The organism is Streptococcus azizii (assembly GCF_001984715.1).
Classification (GTDB): Bacteria; Bacillota; Bacilli; order Lactobacillales; family Streptococcaceae; genus Streptococcus; species Streptococcus azizii.
Window position 1 is genome coordinate 64150 of sequence record NZ_MSPR01000003.1, and the last position, 23541, is coordinate 87690.

Sequence of the window (23541 nt, forward strand, 5' to 3'; positions counted from 1 at the left end):
GAGTAATACTCGTTTTATTTCCAACCTTCAACAGTCTATCCTTAGACTGTTGAAGCGAGCTAAGAAGTAGGAGGGCGAGGATTAACCAGTTGAAACAAGAAAGTGACCACAGAAGCCTAAGCTGGGAAATAGGAAATTTGCTGTGTTCAATTTTCCGAAACTCTTGACGACCTATTCTTTTGATTTTTAAAGAGTATACGTACTTGGTGCTGTATGTACTATCTTATCAAGGAGTATAAAAAAATGCCTAATGTGTGTTCATTAGGCATTGACTTATTGTTTTTGAGATTGACGAATGCTATCTGGTACGAGGGAGACTCGCTGAATAGCATCTAGAGTGATGATAGTCGTGATGTTTCGGCTAAAGTTTTTGACAATTATTCGGTTTTTGTCAGGGGCAAAGTCGATAATCTCGCCCGTAAAACTCTTGTTGGCATAGATGATATGGACAGCTGCCTTTTTATAGAGGGCTAGTTGAATCTTATCAAGATAAGGGAAGTTCTCCAGCTCTTTTGTATCATGATGGACTTGGTGATTTCCCAAAAAGATATTGAGCTGATAAAAGAGGAAAGATAGAAACTTTTTCATGGTAAACTGCTCCAGAGACTGATACCATTATCATATCGGAATTTAGAAAAAAAGACAAGTTTTTATACATTTTACAATAGTTTTGCGAATAGAGTATTGAGGAGGAAAAGATGGCAGAATTTACATTTGAAATCGAAGAAAAGCTACTCGTTTTATCTGAAAGCGAGAAAGGATGGACCAAGGAATTGAATCGGGTGAGTTTCAATGGGGCTCCTGCCAAGTACGATATTCGGACTTGGAGTCCTGACCACAGTAAGATGGGAAAGGGCATTACCTTATCTAATGAAGAATTTCAAGTCCTACTAGATGCCTTTTCTAATAAATAAATGCAAGAAGCCTACTGAAAATAGGCCTCTTTTTTTGTGATCGGTTGCAATAGATGGTGGCAAAGTGTGACGAGTGCAATTTTGGCTAGATCGGGGAGGATGAATGGTAGAACTGTCCATCCAAAGGCAGCGCCCACACTCGCACCAGTGATGACTGTAAAGGTAAAAAATCCTAGTAAAGAACAAGCTGTACTACCTAACAGACAAGCGAGAAAGACCCGTATAGGTCTAGACCCTGCTTGGGTAGTTTTGGATGTGAGGGCTGCATACAGTAGAAATCCCCAAAGGAAGCCAGAGGTAGGACCTGTGAGAGTGGCTAAGCTACCAGAAAAACCTGCAAAAACAGGTAAGCCAATGCCTCCTAGAATGAGGTATAGAGCTACGCTCGCAATAGCATCTTTGGGCTTGTAGAGGCTAGCAACTAAACCGATGGCCAAGGTTTGCAAGGTAAATGGAACGGGACCAATAGATAGACTGAGCTGTGAAAGAGCTGCAATTAAGGCAGTTCCGATGGCAATAGAAACAAGAGATATCGTCGATGTGCGCGTCATTTGTTATCCTTTTTATTTTTTATGGTTAACAAAATTATAATGAGAATACCTTAGAAAGTCAATGCTATTCCATCGGCTGTCACAGCTTCTGAGACTTATTGTGGTATATTCTCCAACATTAAAGTAGAATCTGGGGAAGTCTAATCTTACCAGATTCCAATATGGCTTGTGACTACGGCTACCTTTAGGGAATAGGCTGAAAACCTCCACTGGGGGGCTAGGCAAATTTCCTATTTTCACTTAGACCTTTTAACGTCCTCACATCTTGTGTAATTGAGTTCAGCCTAAAACCTCGGAAAAAAGATAGGCAGCTGTTTCGGCTTTAGCCGATTACAGATGAGAATCCCTTTAGTGGATAGGCAGCTGTTTCAGCTTTAGCTGATTACAGATGAGCATCCCTTTAGGGGATAGGCAGCTGTTTCGGCTTTAGCCAATTACAGATGAGATTGAAACAGTTCGGTGAACTGTTTCAACTGGTCACCGAAAAACAAGAAAGTGACTACAGAAGCCTGGGCCTAAAAACGAAAGAGCGAGGTTAGCTGTTGTCGGAGTCACCTGCCCAAATCCCTATTTTTCTTTACATTTTCTTAACGTCCTCACATCTTGTGTAATTGAGTTCAGCCTAAAACCTCGGAAAAAAGATAGGCAGCTGTTTCGGCTTTAGCTGCTTACAGATGAGATTGAAACAGTTCGGTGAACTGTTTCAACTGGTCACCGAAAAACAAGAAAGTGACCATAGAAGCCTGAGCCTAAAAACGAAAGAGCGAGGTTAGCTGTTGTCTGAGTCATCTACTCCGATTCCCTATTTTTCTTTACATTTTCTTAACGTCCTCACATCTTGTGTAATTGAGTTCAGCCTAAAACCTCGGAAAAAAGATAGGCAGCTGTTTCGGCTTTAGCCGATTACAGATGAGAATCCCTTTAGTGGATAGGCAGCTGTTTTGGCTTTAGCCAATTACAGATGAGAATCCCTTTGGGATAAACATTCCTAGAAGTTACACTTCTTCGTCATGTTTCCTAATTTTCAGTCGCTTTTTACACGCCCTTTGTATCTTGTAATTGAACTTGGGCTACAACTCACTGACAAAAAGATAAATGCTCCTAGAAGCAGAGACTTCTTCGTCGCATTTCCTATTTTGTCTAGGAGTTGTTTAACGCCCTCGTATCTTGGGTTACCGCATGGTAACAAATTCTTCTGCACCTGTTGGATGAATGGCAACGGTTGCATCAAAGTCGGCTTTGGTAGCTCCCATTTTAATCGCGACAGCAAATCCTTGGATGATTTCATCAACACCGTAGCCAATGCCATGAAGTCCGATGATTGTTTCTGCTGGTCCAGTCGTCACCAGTTTGAACTTGGCAGCTTGTCTATGGTTTCCAAGAGCTGTATACATTGAGGTAAAGGCAGAAGTATAGACCTTAATCTTGTCAGCTCCAAATGTTTTTTCAGCCTCTTCTTGCGTATAGCCGATGGTACCGATGGCAGGATGTGAAAAGACAACTGTCGGAATGAAGCTATAATCCATCTTGGCATCGGTTTTACCATTAAAGAGGCGCTCAGCCAGAGTTCGACCAGCCTTAATCGCAACTGGGGTCAATTCTTTTTCACCTGATACATCACCTAGAGCATAGATATGAGGGATGTTGGTTTCTTGAAATTCATTGACTGCGATATGTCCAGAGGCTGTCGTTTTCAATCCGATAGCTTCTAGGTTTAATTGCTCAATATTAGCTCTTCGACCGACAGCCCAGAGTATTTTTTCAGCAGTGTGTTGGCTGCCGTCTTCAAAGTAGATGGTCAAACTGCCATCGGTATTTTTTTGAATCTGTTTGGGAATTTTATAGGGATGTAGGGCAAGGTTGGTCCGCTCCATCTCGGCTATTAGTGCATCAGTGATATAGTTATCAAAACGCCGTAAAGGACGATCGCGACGGACAAATAGATCCGTCTGAACACCGAGCGAATGGAGGAGACCAGCCATTTCAACAGCGATATAGCCAGCACCGATAACCGCTACAGATTGAGGGAGTTTTTCCCAGGAAAAAACATGGTCTGAGCTACTAGCGTATTCGCCTCCAGGAATAGTTGGTAGGACAGGTATGGCCCCTGTTGCAATAACAATTTTATCGGCATAGATGGTCTCTCCGTTCACTTCTACGGTATGGGCATCAACAAAGCGAGCAAATCCCTTGATGACTTCAACCTTATTTCGCTCAAAGGTTGCCTGATAAGAGGTGCGTGACCGTTTGATGTAGGCATCGCGATTTTTCTTTAGGGTTTCAAAATCAAAATGGATGTTATCTGCGGAAAAGCCATACTCAGGTCCGTAGTGATGAAAGGCTTCTGCAATCTGAGCTCCATACCACATAATTTTCTTGGGGACACAACCGACATTCACACAAGTTCCACCGAGGAATTTCTCTTCAATGACTGCCACCTTAGCTCCATATTCTGCGGCACGGTTCATACTAGCAATACCACCGGACCCTCCACCGATAGCAATCATATCAAATTTTTTCATAGCTTACCCTTTCTGATGTTAACTTCTCTTCTATTGTAGCGCTTTTTTTATCTTCCTGCAAAAATCGGCTACGCTTCTTCAATCTTACAAAAATGTAAGGAATTTGGATATGTATTTTTTGTAAAATAGTATCAGATGGTGCTTGCATTTTTGCCTGCATTGTTGTATTGTATATATAATACAATAATTGCTCATCATAGAAGGAGAAAAGATATGTTACAGACAAAGAAAAGCAAAATTATTTTGTTTTCTGCTTTAGGGGTAGCGGCAGTTGCCCTGGTCGGGGGAGCCTTGCTCTTTGGAGGCGGCAAGACAGAACCGTCAGTCGAGGCTCAAAGTTTTACCTATACCTCCGTTAAAGAAGGGTCCATTGCCTCTTCGACGCTCCTGTCAGGAACAGTAGCTGCTGCTGATGAACAATATGTTTATTATGATGTTTCAAAAGGGGACTTGAATGCTGTATTGGTTTCTCCAGGGGATCAGGTACAGGTTGGCACCCCGCTTGTCCAGTATGATACAGGAGAATTGCAGGCGGCGTATGATACAGCTGTCCGGGCGCGCAATAAGGTGGGTCGTCAAATTGAGGATCTACGTACCAATGGTCAGACGGTTGATTTGACAGGTGACGATGCAGTTGATAACAAATCAACTGCCAATGCGCAACGGACGGTAGATATGCAAATGCAAGATTTGAATGATGCCTACGCTGACGCACAAGCAGCAGTAGATAAGGCACAATCGGCCTTGAATGAAGCAACTGTGACAAGCAATGTCGTAGGGACTGTTGTAGAAGTAAACAAATCTGTTTCAAAATCAAATACAAGCACCAGTCAGACGATTGTCCACATTGTCAACCAAGGTAGTTTGCAAGTGACAGGTGAACTTTCAGAATATGACTTGGCTAATATCTCGGCGGAGCAAGAAGTGAAGATTACTTCTAAAGTATATCCTGATAAAGTATGGACTGGAAAAATTTCTTATATTTCAAACTATCCTGAAAAAGGTCAGGCTTCAACAGGTCTCTCGGGTTCAGGAAGTGGGACAGCTAGCTCTAAGTATCCATTCAAGGTGGCTATTACAAGTGAAGTTGGAGAATTGAAACAAGGATTTTCTGTCAATATTGAAGTTGTCAATAACAGCAAGGCAATCCTTGTGCCAGTTGGTGCAGTTGTGTCAGAAGATGATAAGCGTTTCGTGTGGACAATTACGGATGGAAAAGCTAAAAAAGTTGAGGTCACTCTCGGAAATTCAGATGCCATGTACCAAGAAGTAACAGGAGGTCTAAAAGTAGACGACCAGGTCATCTCCAATCCAAACGATAGCTTACAAGATGGAAAAGAGGTAGAAGCTAATGAAGAAACGACTCATCAAGCTAACCAAGATCAATAAGAGCTACAAAAACGGAGACCAGGAGTTACGCGTTTTAAAAGATATTGACCTAGAAGTAGAAGAGGGGGAGTTTCTTGCTATCATGGGACCGTCAGGATCAGGGAAGTCAACTCTGATGAACATCATCGGTCTATTGGATCGTCCGACAGCAGGAGAGTACATCTTAGAAGATGCAGAAGTCAGCCAGATTTCGGAAAACAAGGTAGCCCATGTTCGCAACAAGCAAATCGGTTTTGTCTTTCAGCAGTTCTTTCTTCTCTCTAAGTTAAATGCATTGCAGAATGTGGAATTACCCTTGATTTATGCAGGAGTTCCTGCTAACAAACGCAAGGTCTTATCTCAACAATTTTTAGAAAAGGTTGAGTTGGGCAATCGGGTGACGCATTTACCGTCTGAGTTATCAGGTGGTCAGAAGCAACGGGTTGCGATTGCGCGTGCCTTAGTTAATAATCCGTCCATTATCTTAGCGGATGAGCCAACAGGAGCTTTGGATACTAAGACAGGGGATCAGATTATGGAACTTTTAACAGAGTTAAATCGTGAAGGCAAGACCATCATCATGGTAACCCATGAGCCAGAAATCGCAGCCTATGCCAAACGCCGTATCGTCCTCCGTGATGGTATTATTACAGAAGATATTCGCAGGGAGGAGAACTAAATGGAAAATATTAAATTTGCCTTAAAGTCTGTCCTTGCCCACAAGATGCGTTCGCTCCTAACCATGCTTGGTATCATCATCGGGATTGCTTCTGTGGTGATTATTGTGGCCCTAGGAGAAGGCTTTAAAAGAAGTTTGTCTGATGCCTTAGCAGGTGACCGTAATAATGTGCAACTCTATTTTTCTAATACTACTACGGACTCCTTTCAAGATGGTCTGACCACTCAGTATTCGGAATCACAAACGACTGACGAACCAGAGCCAACCTTGACGGATGGGATTTTGAGGGGCCTACTTGAGGTGGATGGTGTCAGCAACTACTACACGACCAACAGTAACAACGGAGAAATCAATGTCGGTGCCAAAAAGGTAGAAGGAGTCGCTATTACAGGGGTCAGTCAGTCTTACTTCGATATTAAAGAAATCACCCTATTAGCCGGCCGTAAATTTACGGCAAATGATTACTCTAAATTTGCGCGCATTATTATGCTTGATAAAAAGACAGCTGAAAAATTATTTGGTGATGCACAATCTGCCCTTAACCAGACTGTCAGCTTAGCCAATAAAGCCTACCTAGTCGTCGGTGTCTATAAGGAGGAGGGTGAAGGTGGGATCCTTGGTTTTGGTGCTGGTGGAGCAGCCCTGATGACCAATACCCAAGTGGCCGCAGAGACAGGCGCTTCTGAAAACGCTCAAGTTTATGTGCATGTAGCAGATGTCTCACGTTCTTCAGAAGTAGGGAAAGCAGCGGCAGCTTACTTGACCAGGGCTACTCGCCTCAAAGAGGCCAAATACGACATTCAAGATTTTTCTCAATTTTTAGAAACCTTTAACACTCAGCTATCAGGGATTACCTTATTCATCGGTTCAGTGGCAGGAATCTCACTGCTGGTCGGTGGTATCGGTGTCATGAATATCATGTTGGTATCTGTCACAGAGCGTACGCGTGAGATTGGTCTGCGAAAAGCCCTCGGTGCGACCCGTGGTAATATCCTCTTGCAATTTTTGATTGAAGCTATGGTTTTGACTAGCCTTGGAGGTCTCCTTGGTCTTGGAATTGCCCAACTGGTTGTCACCCTCATCAATGTGACGAAGGCGCTAGGAGGAGAAATTACGGCGGTTATTTCCATTCCAGTAGTGCTTGGCAGTCTGGCATTCTCTGCAGCAGTAGGTGTCCTCTTTGGAGTTTTACCAGCCAATAAGGCTTCTAAGCTCGATCCAATTGAAGCGCTTCGTTATGAATGATGTCGCCTAGTCATTCTTGGAGAGCTTGTATGCAATCAGCAGAAAAAGTCTGTCTCCATTTTTTATTGAGTATCAGGGATGAAAAGAGCCTCATGGCAATATGCGCCATGAGGCTCTCTTATGATGATAAAGTTTGATTTTTATAGAGTATGAAAGGGAAAAAATCAATATGCTGCCGCGCTCTCCGTCTCGATGACTGAAAAGCTATAGGGGGGTATCTATTCCATCATATGCCTAGGCGTATGATTGAATGCTGTATCTGAGCTTATTGGAAGGTTTGAAGGTAGAAGGTGATGGTATCTCCATCTGAGATATACATGTCTTTTGCGCCTTTTGGGGCTAGTTCATCGTTGACATCATACATCCAATAGGTATTTTTTTCTGGTGTTTGACGAACGTCGTCAATAGCAGTTATCAGACCATCTTTTTCTTCAATTTTGTGATAGTCTTCTAAAATATCCATCACAGAATCATCTTTTTTGAAAGAGACAGTTTCTTCAACGACCTTATCGTCCGAAAATGTGACCTTCAAGGTTGCGGTATAGGTTTGCTCTGTTTTGGAAGCTGTTTGCGGTTGGCAAGCGACCAAAAAGAGACCTGCAATAGCAGCTAAGATGCTAAAAATCCATTTTTTCATAAGGGTAATATCTCCTAAAGATAGAATAAATAATGGGGTAGAATAAAACAGTTGAGATACTATGCAGTATATCAAACGATAGACCGTTCAGCCAAAGAGGAATTGGGTTTACCCCAAATTGCCAAGCCATTGGAAGGCTGATTGCAAAACCGTAGAGAAATAGGATAGCTCCCGCAAGTAGGCTCTGTATTCCTAGTGGTAGTCTCCCTCTGTGGATAAGGGGGATCATCAGGCTACGCCATACCAACATCACAAGTGCAAAGCTAGCTATCTGCCAAAAGACAATCAGGCCAAAGCCAAATAAAAGACTGCTCCCGAGCATGGTCAAGGCCATTATCCAGAGACTATTGCTGAGGGGTAAAAAGCACAGGCTAACGAAAAAGATAGCAGAAATGGGTTTGATGTTTGGTAAGGCGCCAAAGGCAAGGCGCAGCGCGATTGAAAGGGCTGCAAGCATGACAATCTGGCTGATTTGTCTCGTTGACTTCATACATGGTACTCTCTCTTTTTTTCCTCTTCTAGGGTAACGGATTCTTTTCTTACTGTCAAGATATATTCGTCAGCTTTTGGCTTATTTTTTTGATTTTTCCTTCTATTTAAGGTAGAATAGGAACAATGAGAAAGAAAATACACCCAATCTTTGTCCTCTTGTTTTTCCTCTTTTTTTCAGGCCTTATCTTAGCGACAAGAGCGATGAATCAGCAACAAGAAAAAGACGAACAAGCAGCGAGTCAACAACTTGAGGAAAGGACAAGAACTACACAGACCTACCATGCTAGTTCCGTCCATATTACGAATGCCTTAGAGATGAAGCCCATCATTGATGTATCTGGTTGGCAACGACCGTCAGATATTGATTATGACACACTTTCCTCCAACATATCAGGAGCCATTGTTCGTGTGCAGAGTGGTTCTCATACCCGAAAGGATAATAGCGCCTCTGATGAAAATGGGCTTGATAAGCACTACCAGACTCATATTAAGGAGTTTCAAGCGCGTGGTATTCCTGTGGCCGTATATGCTTACGTCACAGGAAATAGTGTGGAGTCCATGAGAGAGGAGGCAAGGTCCTTCTACAAGGCCTTGAATCCTTATAAACCGACCTATTATTGGCTAGATGTTGAGGACAAGACCATGGATGATATGAATGCTGGTGTCGAAGCCTTCCGCCAAGAATTGGAAAATTTAGGGGTTAAAAATATCGGTATTTACATTGGAACCTACTTCATGGAAGAGCACCAGATTTCCGTCGATAAGTTTACGGCTCTTTGGATTCCGACGTATGGCAGCAATTCAGGCTATTACAATGCGGCTCCCGATACAGGCTTGGATTATGATCTACACCAATATACCTCTGTGGGTTCTCTCAATGGCTTTGCCCATCATTTAGATCTCAATTTGATTACGACTCTTAAAGATCCTAATGAAGTTTATCAAAAATTGTTTACAATCCCAGAATAATATGCTATACTACAGGAAATAAATATCTATCACAAAGGAGTGCTTCGGCTGAGATCGCATCTGCGAAATCCTCGAACCTGATCTAGTTAACACTAGCGTAGGGATTGTGTTTGAAACGGTACTTGTCAATGACTCGTACTCTTAAAGACCAGTAGCTCCTTTTGTGAATAAAAAGGAGTTTTCTTTATGTCTAAACGTCTCAATGCCCTTGTTGAAGCAGCTCTCTTTGCTGCACTTGCGATGACCTTATCGCTCATTCCTGATTTTATGGGGTGGTTCAATCCTTCTTTTGGTGCTATTCCCCTAGTGCTGATTTCTTTGCGACGGGGTACACAATATGGCCTATTATCCGGCTTGATTTGGGGCTTGCTCCACTTTGCCCTCGGTAAGGTGTACTACCTATCTTTTTCTCAAGTATTCCTAGAATATGTCTTGGCCTTCATCGCAATGGGGCTGGCAGGTTGCATGGCTTCCCAGTTTCAAAAAGCCTTGAAGGAAGAAGAGCAGAGACAAGCGATGGGCTATGCCTTTTTAGCAGCTAGTCTTGCTGTATTTGTCCGCTATCTCATTCACTATATTGCGGGTGTCATCTTTTGGGGGAGCTACGCTCCTGAGGGCATGTCGGCCTACTGGTATTCTTTTACCGTAAATGGAACAGCAGGAGGTTTGACCCTCTTGGTTGTCCTTGTTGTTTTAGGTATTTTAATCCCGACCAATGCACGCTTTTTCTTATCAAATAAATAAGTGCTGACTGTTTTCTTCAAAATATGGTATAATGGAGTCGTTTTGACGATAGCACATTCACTACTCATTATCGTTTGCTTCAGATTGCATTAGGCTTTCTATGTGGGCAGCATTGGTGCTGAGAGAATGTGAATGGTGCAATCATACTTTATTTATGGAGGAACTTATGGCATCTTGGATTGCAAGAATAGTAAAGGGAATGATCATCGCTCTAGGTTTTATTTTGCCGGGGGTCTCAGGCGGTGTCTTGGCTGCAATTTTAGGAATTTACGAGCGAATGATTCGTTTTCTTGCGCATATTCGGGAGGATTTTATCGAGAATGTTCTCTTTTTCATCCCAGTGGGAATCGGTGGTATTTTAGGAATTGCTCTCTTTTCTTATCCAGTTGACTACCTCTTGCAACACTATCAAGTCATTGTTCTTTGGGGCTTTGCAGGTGCGATTGTTGGAACCATTCCTAGTCTCATCAAGGAATCCAGCCACTATAGTAAGCGTGATGGGGTCGATCTTGCTTGGCTGTGTGGAACCTTTGTCATTTCTGGTCTGGTTCTTTACTTTCTAAACGACCTTGTTGGCACCCTGCCTGTTAGTTTTGCTAGTTTTATCTTAGCGGGTGCTTTGATTGCCTTGGGAATCTTAGTTCCAGGCCTCAGCCCATCGAACTTGCTCCTTATCTTGGGTATCTATACTCCGATGCTCAGTGGTTTTAAATCGCTTGATCTGTTGGGAACCTTTTTGCCCATTGGAATCGGTGGTATTCTTGCTATATTAGCCTTTTCAAAAGCGATGGACTTTGCGCTCAAACACTACCATTCTCGTGTCTACCATTTCATCATTGGTATTGTTCTATCCAGCACCCTTTTGATTCTCATTCCGCAGGCAGGAAATGAAGAATCCATTTCTTATGCTGGCACAGGAATTGGAACGTGGCTTCTTGCCTTGGTCCTCTTTGGATTAGGTATTTGGCTCGGATTGTGGATGAGCAGGCTAGAGGAAAAGTATAAATAATGGGGAAGAAGAAAATCAAGAAAACCCTAGTGGATCAAATCTTAGACAAGGCAGGCATTGTGCATGATAGCCTTGCAATCAATCCTCTTGAAGGGAAGCTACCAGCAGATGTAGCAGCCGATCAGATTTATAAGACCTTAGCCTTGCTGGGAGATAAGACGGGGCCTATCATCGGCATTGTGCCGATTACAGAGCATTTATCAGAGAAAGCCTTGGCCAAGGTTTCAGGCAATAAAAAAGTCACGATGATTCCGCAGAAAGATCTAGCAAAGACAACAGGCTATGTCCATGGAGCCAACAATCCTGTCGGCATTCATCATAAACATTCCTTTCCCATCTACATTGACCAGTCAGCCTTAGAATTGGGGCAGATGATTGTCTCGGCTGGGGAGATTGGGCGCTCTATTCGCATCGATAGTCAAATCCTAGCAGATTTTGTAGGGGCAAGATTTGCTGATTTGATCGCTAGATCAGAATAGAAAGTTTCTATAAGCAAAGTGTTGTAATGAGTATAAAGATAATCGCCTGCTCTAAAGCAGGCTGCTTGTGGGGGTAAGTTGGTAGAAAAATTAGCTATTCTAGCTGATTTTCAGGTTGTAGACAAAGTATCTCTGAGAAAATTTGTCAATGTCAACATCGAAGGATAGTATCAGTGCTCTTATCTCTTCGTGAAAAGGCGAGCGAAGCGAGCCCATAACGGCTACTTTACGCCGTAGCAAAAAACACCAGAAACGTTACGTTTCTGGTGTTCGGAGATTTTGAGAATCAGGCTCAAAATCTAGGCATGAAATCCCGTAGGGAGTTGCTGCCGTCCGTGCTACCTAAGTAAAGTAGCATAATAAAATAATCGTTTTGAAGAAAATAGACGTTTTCTTCAGTCTAAAAATTAGCTATTCTAGCTGATTTTTTTTATGTTTTATGCTAGAATAGGAGAGATAGATTTTGGAGGAATGAAACGACTATGTCAAATGAACATTTTGAAGCATTAAATGACCAGCAAATCGTTCGCCGTGAGAAAATGCTAGCTCTGAGCGAAAAAGGGATTGATCCATTTGGGAAACGCTTTGAACGCACGACTAATTCAGCAGTCTTAAAGGCACAATACGAAGATAAATCCAAGGAGGACTTGGCAGAATTAGGAGCTAGTGCTATCATTGCAGGTAGAATGATGACCAAGCGTGGAAAAGGGAAGGTTGGTTTTGCCCACCTCCAAGACCGTGAAGGTCAAATCCAAATCTATGTTCGTAAGGATGATGTTGGTGAAGAAAACTACGAGATTTTTAACAAGGCTGACCTAGGAGACTTTATCGGGGTTGAGGGAGACGTGATGCGGACCAACATGGGTGAGTTATCTATTCATGCTCGTCAGGTAACTCACTTATCAAAAGCCCTTCGTCCACTGCCGGAAAAATTCCATGGTCTGACAGATACTGAAACGATTTATCGCAAGCGCTACTTGGATTTGATTTCCAACCGTGAGAGCTTTGAACGCTTCGTCACACGGAGTAAAATCATCTCAGAAATCCGCCGATACCTAGATGGACTTGGATTTTTGGAAGTGGAAACTCCTGTCCTCCACAATGAAGCTGGAGGTGCCGCTGCCCGTCCATTTATCACCCATCACAATGCCCAGAATATTGACATGGTCTTGCGAATTGCGACAGAATTGCATTTGAAACGCCTGATTGTCGGTGGTATGGAACGGGTCTATGAAATCGGGCGCATCTTCCGCAATGAGGGAATGGATGCCACTCACAATCCAGAGTTTACCTCTATTGAAGTGTATCAAGCCTACGCAGATTATCTTGATATTATGGATCTGACAGAAGGGATTATCCAGCATACTGCAAAGGCTGTTGTCGGAGACGGTCCAGTCATCTATCAAGGGACAGAGATTGACATTCACCTACCGTTCAAGCGTGTTCACATGGTCGATGCCATTAAGGAACAAACCGGTGTGGATTTCTGGCAGCCCATGACCCTTGAGGAAGCAAAAGCTCTAGCCACTAAGCATCAGGTACCTGTTGAAAAACATCATACAGAGGTTGGTCACATTATCAATGCCTTCTTTGAAGAATTTGTGGAAGATACCCTGATTCAGCCTACCTTTGTCTATGGCCACCCTGTTGCTGTATCCCCACTTGCTAAGAAAAATGACGAGGATCCTCGCTTTACCGATCGTTTTGAACTCTTTATCATGACCAAAGAGTATGGGAATGCCTTTACTGAATTAAACGATCCAATCGACCAATTAGAACGATTTAAGGCCCAAGCCAAGGCTAAAGAATTGGGAGATGATGAGGCAACCGGTATCGATTATGACTATGTGGAAGCCCTCGAATATGGGATGCCCCCAACAGGTGGACTCGGTATTGGAATTGACCGTCTCTGCATGCTCCTGACCGATACAACTACGATTCGTGATGTCCTTCTATTTCCTACGATGAAATAACAGGAACTCTACCCCCAGTAGACATACTATCTTTCCCTTATCGCGACCAGTGAAACACAACTGTTTTGCTTGAGAGAATAAGGAGAGTATGGCGTGTCTGCTGGGAATTTTTATTTTTTTCCAATACTCGTCACTCATCAAATGACAATAGGAGATTGACAAAGTGTTCAAACATTTCTTCGTCAGATTTTCTATTTTCTATTTTCGCTTTGAGTTTTTAAAGGGCTTTATATCTTTCAACTTCCTTTCCTAGTCAGAGTTTGATTTTTATGGAGTATGACATGCTTTTCTCTAAAATTGTCAGATTTTTCCGTATTGGCTAGGGAAATATGGTATAATGGGAGCAATACTCTAGAAAATGCTTAGGAGAATAGATGAAAATTGATAAACAGCATTTGCTGAACTATTCTATTTTAATTCCGTATTTAATCTTGTCTGTCGTTGGGCTGATTATGATTTATTCAACAACCAGTGCCTTACAGGTTCAAAATAATGGGAATCCTTTTAAACTGTTGATTTCCCAAGCTGCCTTTTGGGTGATTAGTTTAGTTGGAATCTATGTTATTTATAGGATGAAACTGAGCTTTTTACGTAGGTCGGGCTTGATTTCTCTTATGCTGTTCATCGAGGGGTTCTTACTGATTATTTCCCATTTTTTTACACCCGTCAATGGAGCTCATGGCTGGATTCGTTTTGGACCGGGCGGTCTTATCGGACTGCAACCAGCTGAATATCTGAAGTTACTGATTGTCTGGTATCTGGCTCACCAGTTTGCCAAGATTCAAGGAGAGATTCGTACATATGACTATCAGGCCTTGACCAAGGGGCGATGGATTCCCAACAAACTCAACGATTGGCGAGTGGTTAGTCTGATTTTTCTCGGCTTGGTCGCCTCGCTTCCTGATTTGGGAAATGCGGTCATCGTGGCCTTGATTATCATGATTTTGGTCACGAGTAGTGGGATAGGTTACCGTTGGTTTTCGACATCGCTTATCGCCCTTGTATCGTCTTCAGCCTTGCTCCTTGGCTCCATCCGATTGCTGGGTGTCGAGGTTGTGGCTAAGATTCCAGTCTTTGGTTATATTGCTAGACGTTTTGCGGCCTATTTCAATCCTTTTGAAAATGCGACAGAATCAGGCCTCCAACTGACCAATTCCTACTATGCCATGAGCAATGGTGGCTGGTTTGGGAGAGGACTGGGAAATTCGATTGAAAAAAATGGATACTTACCGGAGGCTCACACAGACTTTGCCTTTTCGATTGTCATCGAAGAACTCGGATTTTTTGGTGCAAGCCTGATTTTAGCTCTCTTGTTCTTCTTGATTTTGCGGATTCTCGTGGTCGGGATTCGGGCTAGAAATTCTTTCAATGCCATGATGGCTTTTGGTGTTGCAGGGATGTTGCTTGTTCAAACCTTTGTTAATATTGGGGGCATTGCTGGCTTGATTCCAGCAACAGGAGTAACCTTTCCCTTTATTTCCCAAGGTGGAAATAGTTTGCTGATCATTTCCATTGGGATAGCTTTTGTATTAAATATTGATGCTAATGAAAAACGTGACTTGATTCAAGAAGAGATTGAGCGAACAATGGTTTAGAAAAACGATGGGATATGCAGGAGGAGAAAAAGAAGTATGGCGATTCAAAAATTAGAAAACTACACGAATAAGGAAACCATTAAAGAAGAAGTAGGGATTTTGACGGATATTTTACAAGATGTAGCCCGTCAGCTGATGTCAGAGGAAACCTTTGATAAGATTGTCGAGCTTGGTCGCCTCTCAAGACAGGACGACTATAGCCAGTTGATGGATATTATCAGCCAACTGACCAATGATGAATTGGCAGTGATTGCCCGTTATTTCGCAGTCTTGCCACTCTTGATTAACATTTCAGAAGATGTTGACTTGGCTTATGAAATCAATCATCAAAACAATCTAGGGCATGATTATCTTGGAAAAATATCTACAACGATCGACGTGGTAGCAGAGCGCGAAGACGCAGCTGAAATTTTAGAAAATCTGAATGTAGTGCCCGTCCTAACGGCTCATCCTACTCAGGTGCAGCGCCAGTCAATGCTGGATTTGACCAAGCATATTCATGAATTACTGCGCCGTTATCGTGATGTCAAACTGGGTCTGATGAATCGGACCAAGTGGTTGGAGGAGCTGCGGTGTTATGTGGAAATCATTATGCAGACCGAGATGATTCGCGAGAAAAAACTCAAGGTGACCAATGAAATCACAAATGTCATGGATTACTACAATAGCTCCTTTATCAAAGCAGTTACTAAATTGCAACGTGAGTACAAGAATCTTGCGGCTGAACGGGGGATTGAATTGCTCAATCCGCGTCCGATTACTATGGGAATGTGGATTGGGGGAGATCGTGATGGGAACCCATTTGTGACGGCTGAAACCTTGAAACTATCAGCCTTTACCCAGTGCGAAGTGGTGATGAATTATTATCACGAGCAGCTGGAAAAATTGTACCGTAACTTTTCGCTATCTACCAAAATTGTGGCAGTTAGTCCAGCTGTACAGGCCCTTGCTAATCTATCCACAGATACCTCGGAATATCGAGAGCATGAACCGTATCGGAGAGCCTTTCACTATATCCAAATGAAACTAGCCCAGACTCGTGATTATCTGATCCATGATCAGAAAAGCGATGACCGCTATGCCAATGTTCGCGAATTTAAGGCTGATATTATGGCCATTAAAGAATCCTTGGAAGAGAACAAGGGAAGCGCACTCTTAAAAGGAGATTTGACAGAGTTATTGGAGGCTATTGAAGCCTTTGGATTCTATTTGGCAAGTATTGATATGCGACAAGATTCGAGCGTTCATGAAGCCAGCGTGGCTGAGTTGCTGGCTTCTGCGAGAATTGTGGATGATTATAGTAGCTTATCAGAAGAGGAAAAATGTCAGATTCTCCTCACGGAGTTGGTGGAGGATCCCCGCATCTTATCTGCGACTCACCTTCCAAAATCCGAACAACTGGAGAAGGAATTGGCTATTTTTGCGGCAGCGCGCGAATTGAAAGACAAGCTAGGTGAGGAGGTCATCAAGCAGCATATTATTTCGCATTCAGAGCATGTATCTGACCTGTTGGAGCTAGCCTTGCTATTAAAAGAAGTTGGTCTGGTAGATGCCGAGCGGGCGCGTGTGCAGATCGTACCGCTTTTTGAAACGATCGAAGATTTGGATAATGCTCCTGCTACCCTGCGCAATTACTTGCAACTAGATGTTGCTAAATCATGGATTGCAGGCAACAACAACTACCAAGAAATCATGTTGGGGTATTCTGATTCCAATAAAGATGGAGGCTACCTATCTTCCAGTTGGACTCTCTATAAGGCTCAGAATGAACTGACTCAAATCGGTCAAGAGCATGGGGTGAAAATCACTTTCTTCCACGGTCGTGGCGGTACAGTTGGTCGTGGTGGTGGCCCATCTTACGATGCGATTACATCTCAGCCATTCGGATCCATCAAAGATCGCATCCGCTTGACAGAGCAGGGCGAGGTCATTTGGAACAAATATGGGAATAAGGATGCGGCTTACTATAATCTGGAGATGTTGGTATCTGCAACCTTGGAGCGTATGGTGACCCAGATGATCACTGATGTCGATGAAATTGGTGGCTATCGTGAAGTTATGAATGGTATTGTTGAAGATAGCTACCATATCTACCGAGACTTGGTCTTTAAGAATCCTAATTTCTATGATTACTTCTTTGCGGCAAGTCCGATTCGTGAGGTGTCCAGTCTCAATATCGGCTCGCGTCCAGCAGCCCGTAAGACCATTACGGAAATCGGTGGTCTACGTGCGATTCCGTGGGTATTTTCATGGTCGCAAAATAGGATCATGCTACCGGGCTGGTACGGGGTCGGCTCTAGTTTCAAACGTTTTATTGACAAAGACCCAGGCAATCTAGCAAAACTGCAAAAAATGTACGAAAGCTGGCCGTTCTTCCGTTCCCTTCTATCAAATGTAGATATGGTCTTATCCAAGTCCAACATGAATATCGCCTTTGAATATGCGAAAATGTGTGAGGATGAGGAAGTGCGCTCTATCTTTTACACCATTTTGGATGAGTGGCAACTAACCAAGAATGTGATTTTGGAAATCGAACAAAATGAGGAATTACTAGCTGAATTGCCATTTTTGAAAGCTAGTCTGGCTTATCGCATGCCTTATTTCAACGTGTTGAATTATATTCAAATTGAGTTGATTAACCGCTTGCGTCGTGGTGAATTGAGTGCGGATCAAGAAAGTCTTGTCCATATTACCATAAACGGAGTTGCGACCGGACTTCGCAATTCAGGGTAAGAGAAAAAGCAGGAAGGAGTCTGGCTAGGGAGTCCGATTCTTCCTGCTTTTTGTTTTGAAGTTCGCCTTATACAGCACTTTTGTTTTAACATTGGATGTATGGGTCACTCGCTACCTACAAAATAAATAGCAGACGGAGGGAGATTCAAAAAACGCTTTCCTACCCTAGTAGTAGGCTAGACAATCACTGTTTGATTGTCTAGGACGGGACTGTTGAAATCTCAAGCTCCACAGATATAAGGGATGACAGTTGGGAAACGGAGCTTGCGAGCGACTATTATTAAGGAAATATCAAACGATACAAAATGGAGCCGAAAAGACTGTAGCTGTTGGAGAATCAGTAGAGGATGGTCTCGGAAGGGGAGGGGTGCTATTTTGAATCGGCTGTATTATTAGCCCACTATGTGAATAAATCGTAAAAAAGTTAGAAAATACTTGCATTTCTGCTACAATTTGATAGAATAGTAAGGTAAAGTTAGACCGTATTGCCTACTGTCTATCTATAAAATATATTTTATTGGAGGCTTTTACCAAAATGGCAAAAGAAAAATACGATCGTAGTAAACCACACGTTAACATTGGTACCATTGGACACGTTGACCACGGTAAAACTACATTGACAGCAGCTATCACAACTGTATTGGCACGTCGCTTGCCTTCATCAGTTAACCAACCAAAAGATTACGCTTCTATCGATGCTGCTCCAGAAGAGCGCGAACGCGGAATCACCATCAACACTGCGCACGTTGAGTATGAAACTGAAAAACGTCACTATGCTCACATCGACGCTCCAGGACACGCGGACTACGTTAAAAACATGATCACTGGTGCCGCTCAAATGGACGGAGCTATCCTTGTAGTAGCATCAACTGACGGACCAATGCCACAAACTCGTGAGCACATCCTTCTTTCACGTCAGGTTGGTGTAAAACACTTGATCGTTTTCATGAACAAGGTTGACTTGGTTGACGATGAAGAGTTGCTTGAATTGGTTGAAATGGAAATCCGCGACCTTCTTTCAGAGTACGATTTCCCAGGTGATGACCTTCCAGTTATCCAAGGTTCAGCTCTTAAAGCTCTTGAAGGTGACACAGCCTTTGAAGACATCATCATGGAATTGATGAACACTGTTGATGAGTACATTCCAGAACCAGAACGCGACACTGACAAACCATTGCTTCTTCCAGTCGAAGATGTATTCTCAATCACTGGACGTGGTACAGTTGCATCAGGACGTATCGACCGTGGTACTGTTCGTGTCAATGATGAAATCGAAATCGTTGGTATCAAAGAAGAAACTTCTAAAGCAGTTGTTACTGGTGTAGAAATGTTCCGTAAACAATTGGATGAAGGTCTTGCAGGAGACAACGTTGGGGTTCTTCTTCGTGGTGTGCAACGTGATGAAATTGAACGTGGACAAGTTATCGCTAAACCAGGTTCAATCAACCCACACACTAAATTCAAAGGTGAAGTTTACATCCTTACTAAAGATGAAGGTGGACGTCACACTCCATTCTTCGATAACTACCGTCCACAGTTCTACTTCCGTACAACTGACGTAACTGGTTCAATTAAATTGCCAGCAGGTACTGAAATGGTAATGCCTGGTGACAACGTGACTATCGATGTTGAATTGATCCACCCAATCGCCGTTGAACAAGGTACTACTTTCTCTATCCGTGAAGGTGGACGTACTGTTGGTTCAGGTATGGTTACAGAAATCGAAGCATAATTCGGTTACGTTCCCAGAAATAACAATTAGAAGCAGACATCGAAAACCTTGCGAAAGTAAGGTTTTCTTTTTACGTTCAAGACTTTATTTCTTTGGTAATTTGTGATAAAATATACACTGAAAATAAAATTAGAAGAGGTGTGTGAAATGTCACGGAAACCAATTATTGCAGGAAACTGGAAAATGAATAAAAACCCTCAAGAAGCGCAAGCATTTGTTGAGGCTATTGCAGGAAAATTACCGTCTGCTGAGCGAGTAGAAGCAGCGATTGCAGCACCAGCTGTTGACCTGAATGCTCTACTATGGTTCGCAAAAGATTCAGACTTGAAAGTGGCAGCTCAAAACTGTTACTTTGAAGATGCAGGTGCTTTCACAGGTGAAACTTCTCCAAAAGTTCTCTCAGAAATGGGCGTTGACTACGTGGTGATCGGTCACTCAGAGCGTCGTGACTATTTCCATGAAACAGATGGAGACATCAATAAAAAGGCTCATGCGATTTTCCGCAACGGTCTAGTTCCAATCATTTGCTGTGGTGAATCACTTGAAACGTACGAAGCAGGGAAAGCCGTAGACTTTGTGGGAGCGCAAGTATCTGCAGCGCTGAAAGATTTGTCAGCAGAGCAGGTGGCTTCACTCGTTATCGCTTACGAGCCAATCTGGGCTATCGGTACTGGAAAATCTGCGACCCAAGAAGATGCACAAAAGATGTGTAAAGCAGTTCGCGATGTTGTGGCGGCAGACTTCGGTCAAGCAGTAGCAGACAAGGTACGTGTGCAGTACGGCGGTTCTGTAAAACCAGAAAATGTGGCAGAATACATGGCTTGCCCAGATGTGGATGGAGCTCTTGTAGGTGGTGCGTCACTTGAAGCGGAGAGTTTTCTTGCCTTGCTTGATTTCTAAGAAATGATAGGGAAGAGGTTGTGAACGTGTTCTCGACCTCTTTTATGCAAGATTGGATTGGAGAAAAAATGAAAATAAAATCTCTTGTGTATCTGTCAGGAGTGTTGTGTTGTTGCTGGGCTAGCCCAGTGTTGGCTGATCAGATAGTTGCAGAAGTAAAGCCATTGACAGTGGTCGATGGCTTTACTGAGCTAGGTAAATTACAGGTCTTGGAGAAGGAAGGGACAGTAAGGGCCATCCTATCTCCATTACCAGATGGGTATGTAGACATCACTGCAAGTCTATGGACAAAAGAGGATAAGAGTGATTCGGTAAAACTCCCAGCATTTGAGAAAAATAGTGATGGAGACTATGAGTTACTCTTACCGCGCGACTCCTTCCCTGTAGCAGCCCAAGATTTTTATCTACAAGTCCAAGTGGTGAATCAGGCAGGACAAACAGAGACCCTGACTCCCTATGTATTTCAATGGTCTCATACTCCAGACTCTAGCTCAACGAGTCCGTCACTAGATGCCAACTCAGAATCGAGTCATGCAGATAGCAGTATTTCATCTAGCAGTCAAGCCAATCCTTCTACAGTAGATTCAGGCTTGAGTAGTTCCACTTCACAGACTACAAGTCCATCGTCCACTGCTCCAAGTAGCTCTACTCAAACAGGCAGTGCCTTTCGGAGAGCATCTTCGGCTCCAAAAAATCAGCCGAAGGTGAAAGATGAGGTAGCAAATGCAGTGACCTCTGTTTACCGTCTCTATCATCCAGGATTGCAGGTTCATCTATATACGAAGGATTTGAACGAATACAAGGTCTTGGGGACGCGTGGCTGGATTCAAGAAGGTGAGGCCTGGAAGATTGCGACCCAACAAGGCGATCCCGTGTATCGTTTGTATCATCCAGGACTGAGAATTCATCTATATACAAAAGATACTAACGAGTATAAGGTGTTGGGAACCCGCGGTTGGATTCAAGAAGGGGAGGCCTATCGTTCCTATGGAAACCTACCGATTTATCGCTTGTATCACCCTGGAGTGAGACGCCACCTATATACCAAAGATGTCAATGAGTATAAGGTTTTAGGTACTCGAGGTTGGATTCAAGAAGGAGTAGCCTTCTATGGATTGGGCGAAAATTCTGCCCCTGTAGCACCTACCCCGCCTCCTCCCCCTTCGGTTCCATTAGTAGGAAATCTGACATTGACCCCTGCAACAAATGGTACATTTGATGTAACAGTTACCAATGTTCCAGCTTCATCACAGATTAAAGGTATCCAGGTTGCAGTTTGGTCGGATAAGTACGGCCAAGACGATTTGAAGTGGTATCCATTGGTCAGACAGTCAAATGGAAGCTATCGCTTGACAGTCGACAATAAGAATCATAAGAATGATACGGGTGACTACCATGTCCATCTCTATTATCAATTAGCGAATGGAGAAGCTGCAGGCATAGCGATGGGAAAAACCAATCTCCCTCACATTCGCTTGTCTGGAACGATTGCGATTCAAAATCAAAATAATCGCATTGGCACCTTTGATGTGGTAGTGAGTAATGTCGCCAGTCCAGATGGTGTTGATGCTGTCTTAGTCCCAGTCTGGTCTAATAAGAATGGTCAAGATGATCTTCGATGGTATACAGCGACGAAGCAGGCAAATGGAACCTACAAAGTTCAAGTATCTGCTAGCAATCATGGCTATGATGTAGGACTGTATCAGGTTCATCTCTATATCAAACAAAAAAATGGTCAAACAGTTGGAGTGACTTCTAGCCAAACAGAGGTAACGATTACAGATACTACGCCAAGGGCAAAGATTAGAATTGAAAATATCAACAATACCTACGGTCTATTTGATGTCATTGTCTCAGATATATTTGCCCCTCAAGGAGTGGAGTCTGTAAAGATTCCAGTCTGGGGTTCTACAAAAGATCAAAATGACCTTCAATGGTATGAAGCGGTGAAACAGCCAGATGGTACCTACCGTGTTACCGTGAGATTATCCCATCATCAATATGAAACAGGGATTTATAATGCCCACCTTTATATGGTTAGTGGAAAGCAACAATACGGTCTAGGAGGGACTACCGCCAAAGTCTATTATACACGTAAGGCTGATAAGGCTTTTGTTGATGTGAGTAGTCACAACGGTGCTCTGTCTGTAGCGGATTATCGCACCTTACTGGAGAAAGGCATCTCTGGAGTAGTTGTCAAATTAACAGAAGGGACGAGCTATCAAAATCCTTATGCCCAGAGCCAAATAAAAAATGCTCAAGCAGCAGGATTAAAAGTGTCTGTTTATCATTATTCACACTTTACAGATCGTCAATCAGCTCAAGCAGAAGCACGTTATTTTATCAACTTTGCACAGACACTAGGCCTTGCCAAAAATACAGTCATGGTCAATGACATTGAGGAGCATAAGACACGCAAAAATATCAATGCCAACATGAAAGACTGGGAGGCAGAGATGCGCCGTCTGGGCTACAATAATTTGGTTCACTATACAGGGGCTAGTTGGATTGATGTCAATACTTTAGGATATGCTGGACCAATTCAGACGGGCCAATTCGGAATTGGAAATTTCTGGGTGGCACAGTATCCTTATCAAACCATGAGTTTTGACCAAGCAAAAGCCATGGGCTTACATGCTGGAGCAGCGGCATGGCAGTATACCTCAACAGCTCAACTATTACCAGGACGTCCTGCCTTTGATGTGAATATTGATTACACAGGTCGCTTTACAGACTAATACTCTTTCAAAATCAAAAGGATACGTTGTCAAGAGTCTCGGGGAATTGAACTGAGTTCGGACTAAGGTCTGTGTGAAAAAGATAATTCTTCCTAGAGTTTCTAGACTCTACGTCAGAATTCCTATTTTCACTTAGACCTTTTAACGTCCTCACATCTTAATTGAACACGGGCTAAAAGCTCGGAAAATAGATAAACATTCCTAGAAGGTACACTTCTTCGTCATGTTTCCTAATTTTCATTCGCTTTTTACACGCCCTTT

General features: G+C 43.0%; 19 protein-coding genes and 1 riboswitch. Of the genes, 14 read left to right on the forward strand and 5 right to left on the reverse strand.

The window, feature by feature from the left end:
* Positions 1–273: 273 nt before the first annotated feature.
* Complete coding sequence (locus BVE84_RS02605) at positions 274–588, reverse strand: hypothetical protein (RefSeq protein WP_076995531.1); 315 nt, start codon at positions 586–588, stop codon at positions 274–276.
* Positions 589–698: 110 nt separating this feature from the next.
* Here BVE84_RS02605 and BVE84_RS02610 point away from each other — a divergent pair, with 110 nt between their 5' ends.
* A complete protein-coding gene (locus tag BVE84_RS02610; RefSeq protein ID WP_076995532.1) occupies positions 699–914 on the forward strand; it encodes a YdbC family protein in 216 nt (71 codons plus the stop codon).
* Between the two features lie 11 nt (positions 915–925).
* Here BVE84_RS02610 and BVE84_RS02615 read toward each other — a convergent pair whose 3' ends face one another.
* Together BVE84_RS02615 and gorA are read right to left on the reverse strand one after the other, a co-directional pair.
* Positions 926–1465, reverse strand: coding sequence for a biotin transporter BioY (locus BVE84_RS02615; RefSeq protein ID WP_076995533.1), 540 nt, complete (start codon positions 1463–1465; stop codon positions 926–928).
* Positions 1466–2637: 1172 nt separating this feature from the next.
* The gene (gene gorA, locus BVE84_RS02620; RefSeq protein ID WP_076995534.1) at positions 2638–3987 is read right to left on the reverse strand and encodes a glutathione-disulfide reductase; all 1350 of its coding nucleotides are present in this window, start codon (positions 3985–3987) and stop codon (positions 2638–2640) included.
* Positions 3988–4200: 213 nt separating this feature from the next.
* Here gorA and BVE84_RS02625 point away from each other — a divergent pair, with 213 nt between their 5' ends.
* From BVE84_RS02625 to BVE84_RS02635, 3 genes are read left to right on the forward strand one after another with little or no spacing between them, the layout of a single operon-like run.
* Positions 4201–5376 carry an efflux RND transporter periplasmic adaptor subunit gene (locus BVE84_RS02625; protein ID WP_076995535.1) on the forward strand — a complete coding sequence of 392 codons (1176 nt, stop codon included), beginning with the start codon at positions 4201–4203 and terminating at the stop codon, positions 5374–5376.
* Positions 5339–6034 carry an ABC transporter ATP-binding protein gene (locus BVE84_RS02630; protein WP_076995536.1) on the forward strand — a complete coding sequence of 232 codons (696 nt, stop codon included), beginning with the start codon at positions 5339–5341 and terminating at the stop codon, positions 6032–6034. Before BVE84_RS02625 ends, BVE84_RS02630 begins: the two co-directional genes overlap by 38 nt.
* Positions 6035–7279: an ABC transporter permease gene (locus tag BVE84_RS02635; RefSeq protein WP_076995537.1), complete on the forward strand. Its 1245-nt coding sequence runs from the start codon at positions 6035–6037 to the stop codon at positions 7277–7279.
* 265 nt (positions 7280–7544) lie between these two features.
* Here BVE84_RS02635 and BVE84_RS02640 read toward each other — a convergent pair whose 3' ends face one another.
* Both BVE84_RS02640 and BVE84_RS02645 read right to left on the reverse strand, forming a co-directional pair.
* Positions 7545–7916 carry a DUF4430 domain-containing protein gene (locus tag BVE84_RS02640; RefSeq protein ID WP_076995538.1) on the reverse strand — a complete coding sequence of 124 codons (372 nt, stop codon included), beginning with the start codon at positions 7914–7916 and terminating at the stop codon, positions 7545–7547.
* Positions 7897–8406: a hypothetical protein gene (locus tag BVE84_RS02645; RefSeq protein WP_076995539.1), complete on the reverse strand. Its 510-nt coding sequence runs from the start codon at positions 8404–8406 to the stop codon at positions 7897–7899. Before BVE84_RS02645 ends, BVE84_RS02640 begins: the two co-directional genes overlap by 20 nt.
* A 125-nt stretch (positions 8407–8531) precedes the next feature.
* Here BVE84_RS02645 and BVE84_RS02650 point away from each other — a divergent pair, with 125 nt between their 5' ends.
* The 10 genes from BVE84_RS02650 (at position 8532) to BVE84_RS02695 (ending at position 23280) form a co-directional block, all read left to right on the forward strand.
* Positions 8532–9377 (forward strand): glycoside hydrolase family 25 protein, encoded by an 846-nt coding sequence (locus tag BVE84_RS02650; RefSeq protein ID WP_076995540.1) that lies wholly within the window; start codon positions 8532–8534, stop codon positions 9375–9377.
* Positions 9378–9402: 25 nt separating this feature from the next.
* A riboswitch (TPP riboswitch) is annotated at positions 9403–9498 on the forward strand.
* 65 nt (positions 9499–9563) lie between these two features.
* Positions 9564–10121: an energy-coupled thiamine transporter ThiT gene (gene thiT, locus BVE84_RS02655; RefSeq protein ID WP_076995541.1), complete on the forward strand. Its 558-nt coding sequence runs from the start codon at positions 9564–9566 to the stop codon at positions 10119–10121.
* 166 nt (positions 10122–10287) lie between these two features.
* Positions 10288–11130, forward strand: coding sequence for a DUF368 domain-containing protein (locus tag BVE84_RS02660; RefSeq protein ID WP_076995542.1), 843 nt, complete (start codon positions 10288–10290; stop codon positions 11128–11130).
* The gene (locus BVE84_RS02665; protein ID WP_076995543.1) at positions 11130–11609 is read left to right on the forward strand and encodes an aminoacyl-tRNA deacylase; all 480 of its coding nucleotides are present in this window, start codon (positions 11130–11132) and stop codon (positions 11607–11609) included. The genes BVE84_RS02660 and BVE84_RS02665 overlap by 1 nt, the downstream gene beginning before the upstream one ends.
* Before the next feature lie 482 nt (positions 11610–12091).
* On the forward strand, positions 12092–13582 hold the full coding sequence (lysS, locus tag BVE84_RS02670) for a lysine--tRNA ligase (protein ID WP_076995544.1): 1491 nt from the start codon (positions 12092–12094) through the stop codon (positions 13580–13582).
* Between the two features lie 374 nt (positions 13583–13956).
* Entirely contained in the window at positions 13957–15177 is a 1221-nt protein-coding gene (ftsW, locus tag BVE84_RS02675) for a cell division peptidoglycan polymerase FtsW (RefSeq protein WP_076995545.1), read from the forward strand.
* Between the two features lie 36 nt (positions 15178–15213).
* Positions 15214–17910: a phosphoenolpyruvate carboxylase gene (gene ppc / locus BVE84_RS02680; RefSeq protein WP_076995546.1), complete on the forward strand. Its 2697-nt coding sequence runs from the start codon at positions 15214–15216 to the stop codon at positions 17908–17910.
* A 535-nt stretch (positions 17911–18445) separates the two neighbouring features.
* Positions 18446–19642, forward strand: coding sequence for an elongation factor Tu (gene tuf / locus BVE84_RS02685; protein WP_076995547.1), 1197 nt, complete (start codon positions 18446–18448; stop codon positions 19640–19642).
* A gap of 147 nt (positions 19643–19789) precedes the next feature.
* On the forward strand, positions 19790–20542 hold the full coding sequence (gene tpiA / locus BVE84_RS02690; RefSeq protein ID WP_076995548.1) for a triose-phosphate isomerase: 753 nt from the start codon (positions 19790–19792) through the stop codon (positions 20540–20542).
* 68 nt (positions 20543–20610) lie between these two features.
* Entirely contained in the window at positions 20611–23280 is a 2670-nt protein-coding gene (locus BVE84_RS02695; RefSeq protein WP_228062187.1) for a GBS Bsp-like repeat-containing protein, read from the forward strand.
* The last annotated feature ends 261 nt before the right edge of the window (positions 23281–23541 follow it).